The organism is Bradyrhizobium sp. CCBAU 11361 (assembly GCF_028128935.1).
In the GTDB taxonomy this organism is placed as follows: Bacteria; Pseudomonadota; Alphaproteobacteria; order Rhizobiales; family Xanthobacteraceae; genus Bradyrhizobium; species Bradyrhizobium niftali.
Genome location: NZ_LBJZ01000189.1, coordinates 104,639 through 116,877 on the forward strand (window position 1 = coordinate 104,639; position 12,239 = coordinate 116,877).

The following is a 12,239-nucleotide window of genomic DNA, read 5'->3' on the forward strand; positions in this document are numbered from 1 at the left end:
GTTCCGGACTTGCGCGCCGCTTGCGCGGAAGTCCGGAATCCATAACCCCGATTCGTGGTTATGGATTCCGGGCTCGCGCCAAGCGGCGCGCCCCGGAATGACGACTTCGATAGATCGGAATCCCTACCATGCGCCGGCAGTTCATCTCGCACGCAATCAGCACGGTTGCGCTCGTCGCGCTCGGCGCTCTCTCCGCAAGCGCCGCCGACAATGCGGCGATCAAGGAGAAGGCCGCCGCCTGCGCCGGCTGTCACGGCGACAACGGCATCTCGCAAACCGAGAACGTTCCTTCGCTCGCCGGCCAGCCCGATCAATTCCTGCAATGGCAGCTCGTGTTCTTCCGCGCCGGTTCGCGCAAGAACGACCAGATGCAGCCGATCGTCGAGGAGATCGGTAACGAGGACATCCGCAGTCTAGGGGCTTACTTTTCGCAGCTCGCGCCGCCGAAGGGTCCGGAGGACAAGGACCCCGATCTGTCGAAGAAAGGCGCACAAGTCGCCGCCGGCCGCCGCTGTGCCTCATGCCACACGGACACCTACGCGGGCACCAAAGCCGTCGCGCGCCTCGCCGGCCAGCGCGAGGAGTATCTCGCGAAGGCGCTGCACGACTACAAGGCCGGCCAGCGCGTCGGCGGCGGCGTCGCCGCGATGGCCGATGTCGCCTATGCGATGAGCGAAGAAGAGATTACGGCGGTCGCGCATTATCTGGCGCATTTGCAGTAGTGCGGGAAGTGTAGCGGTAAACTCCGCTGTCGTCCCGGACAAGCCCGCCTCAAGCGCGCGCAGGTCCGGGACCCATACCCACAGGAAGATGTGGTTACGGGGACTCGGAGTGACGACTTCGCGTACGATGTAATCTTGTGGTTATGGATCCCGGATCTGCGCTTACGCTTGTCCGGGACGACACCGAGCGCGTGGCTGGCCGCTACCCCGCCCGCTGCTTCTCATACGCCTTCAAATGCGTATACGCGATGCGCAGCTTCGGCACCGGCACCTTGGCGGCATCGCCGCGTGCGATGAGATCGCCGATGACGTGATCGGCCTCGACCGGCAGGCCGGCCTTGATGTCGCGGAACATCGACGCCGTCATCGGCGAGCCCTCGGTGGTGAGGTTGCCCTTCACCCGCTCGAAGAACGGGCCACCCGGCGGATAGCCTGACGCGGTGGCGATCGCGCTGGTCTCGTCCAGCATGCCCAGCAAAAAGTCCCGGCCGCCGGGCGCGGCGAGAATGTTGCCAACGGAGGTGCGCATCAGGCTGGTGGAGGCCGCGAGCGAGGAGAGGAACACCCACTTCTCCCACATGTCCTGCATGATGTTCTGGCTGGCCGTGGCACCAACGATGCCGCTCTTGAAGGCTTCGTCGATCGTCTTGACCCGGTCGGACGGCTTGCCGTCGCGCTCGCCGTAGCTGATCGCCTGCATCGGCTGGAGCTGCACCACCTCGCGCTTCTCGTTCAAGGTCGCGGCGATGGCGCAGAGCCCGCCGAGCACGCGCTCCTTGCCGAACCTGGCATCGAGCGTGTCGAGATGCTTCATGCCGTTCAGCATCGGAATGATCGCGGTATCAGGCCCGACCGCCGCTGCGAACGACTTGATGGCATCGTCGAGATCGAACGCCTTGCAGCTCAGGAGCACGACGTCGAACTTGTCCTTGAGCTTGTCGGCCTCGACCGTCGGCGGAGCCTTCAGCGTCACGTCGCCGTTCGGGCTCTTGATGACGAGGCCGGCGCTCGCCAGCTCGGCGGCGCGGCGCGGCCGGACCAGGAAGGTGACGTCGCGGCCGGCCTGCAACAGCCTGCCACCAAAATAGCCGCCAATGGCGCCGGCGCCGACCACGAGGATACGCATGGGATTGTCCTTGTTTTCTCTTGCCGTCGTCCTGGCCTAGTTGCGCAATTGCCCACTAGGCCAGGACGACGGTGAGGAGATTGCTCGTTCCGCGCACGATCGGGGAATCACTTTCCCGATACCATCTCCTCGACCTCGCGCAGCTGCTCCTTGCCAAAAAACATCTCGTTGCCGACGAAGAAGGTCGGCGAGCCGAACGCGCCGCGCGCGACCGCCTCTTCGGTGTTCTTGATCAGCTTGCCCTTCACCTCGGGCTCCTGGGCGCGCGCGAACAGCTTTTGCGCATCGAGGCCGGAGGACGCCAGCGCCTTCGCCGCGATTTCAGGGTCGTCCATCTTCTTCGGCTCGCGCCACATGTGGTGGAAGGCGGCCTCGACATATGTCTCGAACACGCCCTCGAGCTGCGCTGCGATCGCGGTGCGCATCAGGTTCAGCGTGTTGACGGGGAAGTGCGGGTTGAAGACGTAAGGCTGGACCTTGAAGCGCTTGATGAAGCGCTCGGTCTCGACCGCCTGGAATTCGCGCTTGTTCTTGACGCCGGCGAGCGTCTCGGCCGGCGACCTGTTGTTGGTCGACTTGAAGATGCCGCCGAGCAGGATCGGCACATATTCGAATTTGACGCCGATGCGCTGCTCGATCGCCGGGATCGCCAGATGGCTGAGATAGGCGTTCGGGCTGCCGAAATCGAACAGGAATTGCGGGGCGGTGCGGGTCAAATTCGTTCTCCCTGACCTGACTTTTGCTCTGGCTTTTCATCCATTGTGGCGCAGCGCGCGCCACGGGTCCACCGTTTAATGATGGTCATAATACCTTGATGATCCGGTCAGATCAGACGACGGATCGCCCGCCTGCGCCACACCAGGAGGTAATAGCCCATCTGCAAAATGAACATGGCGCAGAACACGATCGGATAGGCGGCCCATACGCCCTTCAGGCCAATCGTGCGGCTCAGGATGACCGCAGCCGGCAGTTCGATCGCGAGAATCGCGAAGATCGAGAGCAGCATCGGCGTCAGCGCCACGCCGCCGGCGCGCATGGCTCCGGAAAACACCGTTGCCAGGCCGAACGGCACCGAGCTCCACAAGGCGATGGTGAGCAACTCCTTCGCCAGATCGAGCACGGCGCCGTCGGTGATGAAGATGCCGAGCACGGCGCGTGGCGCGAGATAGATCAACGCCACGAGGCCGCCGGTCAGGACGAGGTTGAAGGCGAGGCCGGTGCGCACGATGCCGTCGAGCCGGGCTCTGTCGCCGCCGCCGACGGCCTGCGCGCCGAGGATCGAGACCGCGATCGAGATCGACATCGCCGTGAACTGCGTATAGCCCATCACCTGGTTGACGGCGCCATAGGCGGCGGTGGCGTCGGAGCCAAAGCCGTTGACGAGGCCGAGCAGCACGAGCTCGGCGATCGCCATCACCACCATGCCGATCGCGCTCGGCAATCCGATGCCGAGAATCTTGCCGAGTACGGATCTGTTGAGCCGCAGATGACGCAGCAGCGCGGCATCGGGAGCAAGCGCATGTTGCTTTCGCCGCAGATAGACGGCCAGCGCAATCAGCGTCAGCGCATTGGCGATCGCGGCCGCCCATGCCGGGCTGGCGATGCCGGCCGCCGGCAATCCCAACGCGCCGCGGATCAGCATCGGCGTCAGGATCAGGCCGATCGCGGTCGACAACGCCAGCGCCAGCAGAGGCGTGAGCCCATCGCCGACACCGCGGATCATCGCCGTCATCAGCAGGAAGACGAAGCCGAGCGGCATCGTCAGCAGCATGATGCGCGCATAAGCGGAGGCCTGATCGAGAATGTCTGAGGGCGTCGCGAGCGCCATCATCAATGGCCGGCTCAACAGGCCGCCGACCAGCGCAATCGAGATCGAGAGCAGCAGGCCGACCGCGAGCGTCGTGCCGACAACGATTTTGATCCTGCCGTGTTCACCGGCGCCGAACGCCTGGCCGATCAGCACGGTGGCGCCGGTGCTCAGGCCCATGACGAAGGCGAACAGGAAGAACATCACCGGGAAGAACGCCGAGACCGCCGCGAGCGCGTCGACGCCGATCATCTGGCCGAGATAGACGTTGCTGACGGTGCCGAACAACGATTGCAGTGCGTTGCTCAGCATCAGGGGCGCGAGGAAGCGGAGGAATGTTGTCCAGAGCGGCTTGGCGGCGGACATGGATTGGCCTTTCATCAGGGCGTGCGAAGCCGTTGCCGCGCGAGGCGCGGCTTCGGCCGTCGATAGGGTTGAGAGAAAGCGCCGCGCGGTTTACGCGCGGTCGCTGTAGGCGAGCTTGACGATGTGGTCGCGGATGTCAGTCGGCCAGTCCGCGATCAGCCCGGTGAAGCGCCGCCGGTCATCGGCGAACAATGCCCGTGAGGCTTCCTCGAACTGCGGCAGGTTGCCCGCCATGGTCGACATGAAGTGATAGGCCGCATCGCGCGCCTGCCGCTCGCGGTCCTTGTCGCCGCTGGCACGCCTTGCCTCGTCGACGAGTTTGCGCAGCGCGACCGAGGCGCCGCCTGGCCGCGCGTTGAGCCACTCCCAGTGCCGCGGAAGCAGCGTCACCTCGCGCGCGACCACGCCGAGCTTCGGCCTGCCGCGCCCGCGCGGCTCGGCCGGCGGTGGGGTTTCCTCCACCGGGGGCGGGACGAGCTTCGTCACCCGCGCCAGCACCTCGCGATCCCCGCCGCGCAGATCGAAGTCGATCGATCGGCCCGTCGAGTCCTCGAAGATGATGATGGGCTCGTTCGGCGGTGGCGCGATCCGCTTGACGACCAGCGCGACCTCTCCTGCGGGCCCGGACGCCAGGCGGCGCTGGCCCTGAAAAGCTGTGAAAGTCCTTTGCATTGGAATCATTGCCATAATTGATGACGTTGGCTCTTTAATACCCGGGTAAATTGCTTACGTCAATATACCCGGGTGAAAATATCCGTCCGGATGGCTCGACATTGCGTTCCCGGGCTGGCACGAACGCGGCCAACTGACCACGCCTAGCCTGGGGACTCACCGATGCTGACCGTCCATCACCTCAACAACTCCCGCTCGCAGCGCGTGCTGTGGCTGCTCGAGGAGTTGGGCGTGCCTTACGAGATCGTGCGCTATCAGCGCCAGCCGGACATGCGCGCGCCGAAGGAGCTGCGCGCCATCCATCCGCTCGGCAAGTCGCCCGTCATTACCGACAACGGCAACACCATCGCGGAATCCGGGGCGATCATCGAATATCTCGTCGCCACCTACGGCAACGGCCGGCTGATCCCGCCGCCGAACACGCCCGAGCGCCTGCGCTTCACCTACTGGCTGCACTACGCGGAAGGCTCGGCGATGCAGCCGCTGCTGCTCAAGCTGCTGTTCACGCTGATGCCGAAGCGTGCGCCGGCGCTGCTTCGTCCGCTGGTGCGCAAGGTCTCGAACCAGGCGCTCACCGCGCTGGTCAATCCGCAGCTCAAGCAGCACATGGACTACTGGGAAGGCGAGCTTGCCAAGAGCGAGTGGTTCGCCGGCAACGAGTTCACCGCAGCCGACATCCAGATGAGCTTCTCGCTCGAAGCCGCGCAAGCGCGCGGCGGGCTGGAGCAGGGCCATCCCAAGGCGATGGCGTTCCTGGAGCGCATCCATGCGCGGCCGGCCTACGCCAGGGCGCTGGAAAAAGGCGGGCCGTACCAGGTGGGGCGGTAAGCCACTCTCCCGTCATTCCGGGGCGGTGCGCAGCACCGAACCCGGAATCTCGCGCCACAATCTCGAGATCCTCAGGTGCGCAATTGCGCACCATAGTTCGGCTCTTCGAGCCACCCGGGATGACGCCGAGTAGTCAGTCCGCGTGCAGCACGCGACCGCGCGTCTCCGGCAGCGCGAAGGCGGCGATGAAGAACAGCGCGTAGGCCACCACCGCAAACATCGCGATTGCGTTCGCGAGCGACGTCGTTGCCGACAGCGCACCGACGAGGAACGGAAACAGCGCGCCGACGCCGCGGCCGAAATTGTAGCAGAAGCCCTGGCCGGAGCCGCGCAGCCGCGTCGGATAGAGCTCGGTCAGGAACGCGCCGATCCCTGAGAAATAGCCCGAGGCAAAGAAGCCCAGCGGGAAGCCGAGCACCCACAGGATCTCGTTGGTCAGCGGCAGCTGCGTGTAGAGCAGCACCACGGCCATGGCCCCGAGCGAGAAGATCAGGAACAGATTGCGCCTGCCGATGCGGTCCGCGAGCCATGCGCCGACGAGGTAGCCGATGAAAGAGCCGATGATCAGCGTCGAGAGATAGCCGGTCGAACCGACGATCGACAGGTGCCGCTCCTTGGTCAGGAACTGCGGCACCCAGAAGGTGACGGCGTAGTAGCCGCCCTGGCAACCCGTCGCCATCAGCGAGGCCAGGATCGTGGTCTTCAGGATCGGGCCGGAGAAAATTTCCCAGATCGCCGGGCGATCGCCGCTCGCGGCCTGCTTGGCCCGGGCTTCAGCCGCGATCTCGGGCTCGGTGACGGAGCGGCGGATGTAGAACACCAGCAGCGCCGGCAGCGCGCCGATCACGAACATCCAGCGCCATGCCGACTCGGCCGGCAAGACCGAGAACAGGATCGCCTGCGACAGCACGGCGAGACCCCAGCCGACCGCCCAGCCCGATTGCACCGAGCCGACGGCGCGCCCGCGATATTGCGGCCGGATCGCCTCGCCCATCAGCACGGCGCCCGCCGCCCACTCGCCGCCGAAGCCGAGGCCGAGCACGGCGCGTGCAATCAGGAGCTGGTCGAAATTCTGCACGACGGCGCAGACCAGCGAGAAGAACGAGAACCAGATGATGGTGATCTGGAGCGTCCTGACCCGTCCGATATGGTCGGAGAGGTAGCCGCCAAGCCAGCCGCCGATCGCAGAGGCCAGCAGCGTCACCGTGCCGGCGAGACCTGCCGAGGCCGCGTCGACCTTCCACAGCGCGATGATAGTGCCGATCACCAGCGGATAGATCATGAAGTCCATGCCGTCGAGCGCCCAGCCCGCCGCGCAGGCCCAGAACGTCCGGCGCTCCGGCGCGTTCATGTCGCGATAGAAGGCGAGAAGGCTGGTATCCTCGATCTCGGCGCGTTCGATGCGCTGGTTCGGATCGGCTGTGGTCATGTTGCGTTTCCCCGGCAGTTTCTGAAGCTGCGCGGTGGTAGCACGCGTGGCAGCGGGCGCAAGCCGGCGCCAGCTTCGGTGCCATGCGGCGGACGAGTTACTGGCCCGCTGCTTCCGCGCCGCGCGTGCGCGGATCAGGTGCGCCGAGGGGGCCGCTCGGTGTCACCGCGATCGAATTGGCGGAGGTCTGTCCCATCGGCTCAACGATGACATGGTCCATCGCCTTCAGCGCGAGCAGGACATCCTCCGGAAAACCGCGCTCGATGCGCACCTCGTCCGGCAGCCATTGATGGTGCAACCGCGGTGCGGCAACGGCGGCGGCCACGTCCATTTTGTAATCGAGCACATTCACGATCACCTGGAGCACGGTGGAGATGATCCGGCTGCCGCCGGGCGAGCCCGTCACCAGCATAGGCTTGCCGTCCTTCAGCACGATGGTCGGCGACATCGAGGAGAGCGGCCGCTTGCCGGGACCTGGCAAATTGGCCTCGAAGCCGACGAGGCCATAGGCGTTGGAGGCGCCGACCGCCGCAGTGAAATCGTCGAGCTCGTTGTTGAGCAGCACGCCGGTGCCATCAGCGACGAGACCGACGCCATAGCTGAAGTTCAGCGTGTATGTGTTGCTGACGGCGTTGCCGCGGCCGTCCACGACGGAGAAATGCGTGGTGTTGCTGCCCTCGCGGGGTGAGGTGGCGGCAGACACGAGCTCCTTCGACGGCGTGGCGCGATCGGCGGAGATGCCGGCGCGCAGCTTGGCGGCGTAGTCCTTTGCGGTCAGCGTTTCGGTCGGTGCGTTGACGAAGGCGGGATCGCCGAGATAGCGCGCGCGGTCCGCATAGGCGCGCCTCATGGCCTCGATCAGGAGATGCAGCGACGCCGGCGAGCCCTGCTTCAGCTCCGCGAGCTGAAAGCCTTCGAGGATGTTGAGCGTCTCCACCAGCACCACGCCACCGGAGGAAGGTAGCGGCATCGACACGATGTCGTAGCCGCGATAGGTGCCGCGCACGGGCGCGCGGAGGATTGGCTGATAGGCCTTCAGGTCGGCAGCCGTCATGATGCCCCCGGCGTCGGACAGGGCCTTGGCGAGCTTTTCCGCAACCGGGCCCTCATAGAAGCCGCGCGGACCCTGCGCGGCGACGGTCGAGAGCGTCTCGGCGAGATCACTCTGTATCAGTCGATCCCCTTCACCGAGTGAGGTGCCATCAGGCCGCGAAAAAATCCTGGCCGAAGAAGGCCAGCGCACGAGGCGCCGGTGCCAACCTGGCAGGCTATCGGCGATATCGTCGCTGACGATGAATCCGTCGCGGGCGATCGCGATCGCGGGCTCGAGCAATTGCGCCAGCGTGAACTGGCCCGAGCCGTATTTCTCCAGCGCCAGCGCGAGGCCCGCGACAGTGCCGGGCACGCCGATGCCGAGTGCGGAATCGCGCGACTTCGCGGTGTCGGGCTTGCCGTCGGGACCGAGGAAGATCTGCGGCGTGGTCGCTGCCGGCGCGGTCTCGCGATAGTCGATCGCGATGTCTTCGTTGCGCTCAGCGGAATGGATCACCATGAAGCCGCCGCCGCCGATATTGCCGGCGCGTGGATAGGTCACGGCCATCGCAAAGCCGGTCGCGACCGCGGCATCGACGGCATTGCCGCCGCGTCGCAGGATATCGGCGCCGACCTGCGCCGATATCTTTTCCTGCGCCACCACCATGCCGTGCTCGGCTGCAACGGCATGCACAGTGTCGAGCGCGGGCGGGACATAGGCGCGCCGCGCATCCTGCGCGGTCGCAGACGCCACTCCAAGCGCCAGAGCGGCAAGGAAGGCCAAAAATGTCCGCCGTGTCGAAAATGACGACATAATCAAATTTCCGCGGGGTCCTCGGGACGGTTCACACGTGCCGCTGCAATGCTATACGGTTGCCCCAAGACAGGCAAAACTGTTCGTGATGAGGACTGCGTGATGACGACGATCGCCTCGGATGCGCGCATGGCCAGCGCCCAGCGGACCTATCCGCCGCGCGCCGCCGTCGTCAGCTGGATCTTTTTCGACTGGGCCGCGCAGCCCTATTTTACGCTGATCACGACCTTCGTGTTCGCGCCTTATTTCGCCACCAGCATTGCGCCAGATCCTGCCACCGGCCAATCGTTGTGGGGCTTTGCGATGGCGGCTGCGGGCCTCGCCATCGCGCTGATGTCGCCGGTGCTGGGTGCGATCGCAGATGCCTCGGGCCGCAGGAAGCCATGGATCGCGGGGTTCGGGGCGCTGCTGGTGCTGGCGTCCTGCACGCTGTGGATCGGCAAGCCCGGCGATCCCTCGGTCATTCCGCCCCTCCTCACCGCGGTCGCGCTCGCCAGCGTCGGCGCGGAATTCGCCACCGTCTTCAACAACGCTATGATGCCGACCCTGGTGCCGCCGGAGCGGATCGGCCGGCTCTCCGGCACCGGCTGGGCCACGGGTTACATCGGCGGCATCGTCAGCCTGATCATCGTGCTCGGCTTGCTCGCGGCGAATCCCGAGACCGGACGCACGCTGCTCGGTCTCACGCCGCTGTTCGGGCTTGATCCCGCCAGTCATCGGGGAGATCGCGCCGCCGGACCGCTGACCGGGTTGTGGTTCATCATCTTCGTGACGCCGATGTTCCTGTTCACGCCGGACTATCCGGCGAAGCGCCCGGTGCGCGAAGCGCTGCGCGAAGGCCTGTCGGAGCTGAAGCAATCGATCAGGAGTTTGCCGCAGCAGAAATCGCTCGCAGCGTTCCTGCTCGCCAACATGATCTACACCGACGGCCTGGTGTCGCTGTTCGCCTTCGGCGGCATCTATGCCGCGGGCACCTTCGGCTGGCACACGATCCAGATCGGCACTTTCGGCATCATGCTCGCGATTGCCGGCGCCCTCGGCGCGTGGCTTGGCGGCAAGCTCGACGATCGACTCGGGCCGAAGCGCGTCATTGCCGGCAGCCTGCTGATCCTGCTGCTGTCGGTGGCGGCGATCCTTCTGGTCGACAAGGACAGCGTGCTGTTCGTCAAGGTCGCAGCCCCCCAGCCCGGCGCGCCCCTGTTCTCGAGCGCCGCGGAGCGCGCCTATCTCGTGCTGGGCTGCCTGATCGGCGCTGCCGGCGGACCACTTCAGGCCGCCTCGCGCACGCTCCTGATCCGCCTCGCACCCAAGGATCGCATCGCCCAGTATTTCGGCCTGTTCGCGCTGACCGGGAAAGTGACGTCCTTCATCGGCCCGCTGCTGATCGGCGTGATCACCGCGGCGACGGCGAGCCAGAAGGGCGGCATGGCCGTGCTGGTCGTGTTCTTCGTCGCGGGACTGGGGCTGTTGATGCGGGTGCGGGAGTAGCTTCGTAGCCCGGATAGAGCGAAGCGCAATCGCCACACATCCGATGTCGTCCCGGCGCAGGCCGGGACCCATACCGCGTGATCTATCGTTGGCGCGACGCGGCTAGTACCGCGGACCAAACTACTCCCTGTGGGTATGGGTCCCGGCCCCCGTGCGCAATTGCGCACTAGGCCGGGACGACCCGTTGAGAGCTTAGTGCACCAAAAGCTCAGTGCCTGAAGTGCCGCGTGCCCGTGAACACCATGGCGATGCCGTGCTCGTCGGCGGCCTTGATCACCTCGTCGTCGCGCATCGAGCCGCCGGGCTGCACCACGGCGGTGGCGCCGGCTTCGATGCAGGCGAGCATGCCGTCGGCGAACGGGAAGAACGCATCCGATGCCACCACCGAGCCTTTGGTGAGCGGCTCGGCGAGCTTCAGCTCAGCCGCCGCATCCAGCGCCTTGCGCGCCGCGATGCGGGCTGAATCGACCCGGCTCATCTGGCCCGCGCCGATGCCGACGGTGGCGAGATCCTTGGCGTAGATGATGGTGTTGGACTTGACGTGCTTGGCGACGCGGAACGCAAACTTGAGGTCGCGCATCTCGGCTTCATCAGGCGCACGCTTGGTTACGACCTTGAAGGTCATGTCGTCGACCACGGCGTTGTCGCGGCTCTGCACCAGAAGGCCGCCGGCCACCGTCTTGGCGGTGAGGCCGGGCGCGCGCGGATCGGGCAGGCTGCCGGCGAGCAGCAGGCGCAAATTCTTGCGCGCGCCGATGATGGCGATCGCCTCCTCGCTGGCGTCGGGCGCGATGATCACCTCGGTGAAGATCTTCGTGATCTCGCGCGCGGTGTCGGCGTCGAGCGCGCGGTTCATCGCGATGATGCCGCCGAACGCCGAGGTGGAGTCGCAGGCCAGCGCCTTGCGATAGGCGCTGACGAGGTCGGAGCCCTCAGCGACGCCGCAGGGATTGGCGTGCTTGACGATGACGCAGGCCGCGGTGCGCTTGGCGTCGAACTCGCCGATGCATTCATAGGCCGCGTCGGTGTCGTTGATGTTGTTGTAGGAGAGCTCCTTGCCCTGGAGCTGCCGCGCCGTCGAGACGCCCGGGCGCTTGTCGGGGGTCGCATAGAACGCTGCGGTCTGGTGCGGGTTCTCGCCATAGCGCAGCGACTGGATCAGCCTGCCGCCGAAGGCGCGGAAATCGGGCGCGTCGATCTCGAGCTGCCGGTTGAACCAGTTCGAGATCGCAGCATCGTAGGCCGCGGTGCGCGCATAGGCCTTCGCGGCAAGCCGCCGGCGCAGTTTCAGCGTGGTCGCACCGTTGTTGGCGGCGAGCTCGTCGAGCACCGCCTTGTAGTCCTCGGCTTCGACCACCACGGCGACGTCGTCATGGTTCTTGGCGGCGGCGCGGATCATCGCGGGACCGCCGATGTCGATGTTCTCGATGCAATCCTCGAAGCCCGCGCCTTTGTCCACGGTCGCCTCGAACGGATAGAGATTGACGACGAGGAGATCGATCGGCGCGATGCCGTGCGCCTTCATCGCGTCTGCATGGTCCTTGTTGTCGCGGATCGCGAGCAGGCCGCCATGCACCTTCGGATGCAGCGTCTTGACGCGGCCGTCCATCATTTCAGGGAAGCCGGTCAGCTCGGAGACGTCCTTCACCTTGAGGCCGGCCGCTGCGATCGCCTTTGCGGTGCCGCCGGTCGAAACCAGTTCGACGTCGTGCGCGGCAAGCGCCTTGGCGAATCCGATCAGGCCGGTCTTGTCGGACACGGAAAGCAGGGCACGGGTGACGCGGCGGGGGTGGTCAGTCATGAGCAAGATCCTCTGTCTTAAGGAGTGTCTATGCCCAGGCGCGCGGCGTCTTAAGTCCCGCGCTTCCCGATGGTGCTCCATCCAAGGTCGCCAGTCGCGCGAGCGAGCGCTCGATAGCAGCTTTCGGCCATTTTCACAACGATGAGATGGGGCC

The 12,239-nt window shown here is 65.8% G+C and carries 10 protein-coding genes and 1 riboswitch; of the genes, 3 read left to right on the forward strand and 7 right to left on the reverse strand.

Annotation, left to right across the window (positions count from 1 at the left end; genetic code table 11):
- Positions 1–128 precede the first annotated feature (128 nt).
- A complete protein-coding gene (locus XI08_RS29600; RefSeq protein WP_271577088.1) occupies positions 129–722 on the forward strand; it encodes a c-type cytochrome in 594 nt (197 codons plus the stop codon).
- A 202-nt stretch (positions 723–924) separates the two neighbouring features.
- Here XI08_RS29600 and panE read toward each other — a convergent pair whose 3' ends face one another.
- From panE to XI08_RS29620, 4 genes are all read right to left on the reverse strand, one after another.
- Positions 925–1,848, reverse strand: coding sequence for a 2-dehydropantoate 2-reductase (gene panE / locus XI08_RS29605; protein ID WP_271577089.1), 924 nt, complete (start codon positions 1,846–1,848; stop codon positions 925–927).
- A gap of 107 nt (positions 1,849–1,955) precedes the next feature.
- Positions 1,956–2,564 carry a 2-hydroxychromene-2-carboxylate isomerase gene (locus tag XI08_RS29610; RefSeq protein WP_027543831.1) on the reverse strand — a complete coding sequence of 203 codons (609 nt, stop codon included), beginning with the start codon at positions 2,562–2,564 and terminating at the stop codon, positions 1,956–1,958.
- Positions 2,565–2,671: 107 nt separating this feature from the next.
- Positions 2,672–4,036: an MATE family efflux transporter gene (locus XI08_RS29615; protein ID WP_271577090.1), complete on the reverse strand. Its 1,365-nt coding sequence runs from the start codon at positions 4,034–4,036 to the stop codon at positions 2,672–2,674.
- A gap of 75 nt (positions 4,037–4,111) precedes the next feature.
- Positions 4,112–4,693 carry a DUF2239 family protein gene (locus XI08_RS29620; protein ID WP_442869873.1) on the reverse strand — a complete coding sequence of 194 codons (582 nt, stop codon included), beginning with the start codon at positions 4,691–4,693 and terminating at the stop codon, positions 4,112–4,114.
- 162 nt (positions 4,694–4,855) lie between these two features.
- On the opposite strand from XI08_RS29620, the gene XI08_RS29625 reads away from it, so the two are divergent.
- Positions 4,856–5,521: a glutathione S-transferase family protein gene (locus XI08_RS29625; protein WP_271577092.1), complete on the forward strand. Its 666-nt coding sequence runs from the start codon at positions 4,856–4,858 to the stop codon at positions 5,519–5,521.
- A gap of 133 nt (positions 5,522–5,654) precedes the next feature.
- Here XI08_RS29625 and XI08_RS29630 read toward each other — a convergent pair whose 3' ends face one another.
- Positions 5,655–6,950: an MFS transporter gene (locus XI08_RS29630; RefSeq protein ID WP_271577093.1), complete on the reverse strand. Its 1,296-nt coding sequence runs from the start codon at positions 6,948–6,950 to the stop codon at positions 5,655–5,657.
- A 97-nt stretch (positions 6,951–7,047) separates the two neighbouring features.
- A complete protein-coding gene (ggt, locus tag XI08_RS29635; protein ID WP_271577094.1) occupies positions 7,048–8,796 on the reverse strand; it encodes a gamma-glutamyltransferase in 1,749 nt (582 codons plus the stop codon).
- Between the two features lie 102 nt (positions 8,797–8,898).
- Here ggt and XI08_RS29640 point away from each other — a divergent pair, with 102 nt between their 5' ends.
- Positions 8,899–10,284 carry an MFS transporter gene (locus XI08_RS29640; RefSeq protein WP_271577095.1) on the forward strand — a complete coding sequence of 462 codons (1,386 nt, stop codon included), beginning with the start codon at positions 8,899–8,901 and terminating at the stop codon, positions 10,282–10,284.
- 208 nt (positions 10,285–10,492) lie between these two features.
- On the opposite strand, the gene purH is transcribed toward XI08_RS29640, so the two are convergent.
- A complete protein-coding gene (purH, locus tag XI08_RS29645) occupies positions 10,493–12,085 on the reverse strand; it encodes a bifunctional phosphoribosylaminoimidazolecarboxamide formyltransferase/IMP cyclohydrolase (protein WP_271577096.1) in 1,593 nt (530 codons plus the stop codon).
- Between the two features lie 25 nt (positions 12,086–12,110).
- A riboswitch (ZMP/ZTP riboswitch) is annotated at positions 12,111–12,193 on the reverse strand.
- Between the last annotated feature and the right edge of the window lie 46 nt (positions 12,194–12,239).

Bases quoted from the DNA above. Each gene is read 5' to 3' on its own strand.
- panE (WP_271577089.1), bottom strand. From the start codon at position 1,848: ATGCGTATCCTCGTGGTCGGCGCCGGCGCCATTGGCGGCTATTTTGGT.
- purH (WP_271577096.1), bottom strand. From the start codon at position 12,085: ATGACTGACCACCCCCGCCGCGTCACCCGTGCCCTGCTTTCCGTGTCC.
- XI08_RS29640 (WP_271577095.1), top strand. From the start codon at position 8,899: ATGACGACGATCGCCTCGGATGCGCGCATGGCCAGCGCCCAGCGGACC.
- XI08_RS29600 (WP_271577088.1), top strand. From the start codon at position 129: ATGCGCCGGCAGTTCATCTCGCACGCAATCAGCACGGTTGCGCTCGTC.
- XI08_RS29625 (WP_271577092.1), top strand. From the start codon at position 4,856: ATGCTGACCGTCCATCACCTCAACAACTCCCGCTCGCAGCGCGTGCTG.
- ggt (WP_271577094.1), bottom strand. From the start codon at position 8,796: ATGTCGTCATTTTCGACACGGCGGACATTTTTGGCCTTCCTTGCCGCT.
- XI08_RS29615 (WP_271577090.1), bottom strand. From the start codon at position 4,036: ATGAAAGGCCAATCCATGTCCGCCGCCAAGCCGCTCTGGACAACATTC.
- XI08_RS29620 (WP_442869873.1), bottom strand. From the start codon at position 4,693: ATGCAAAGGACTTTCACAGCTTTTCAGGGCCAGCGCCGCCTGGCGTCC.
- XI08_RS29630 (WP_271577093.1), bottom strand. From the start codon at position 6,950: ATGACCACAGCCGATCCGAACCAGCGCATCGAACGCGCCGAGATCGAG.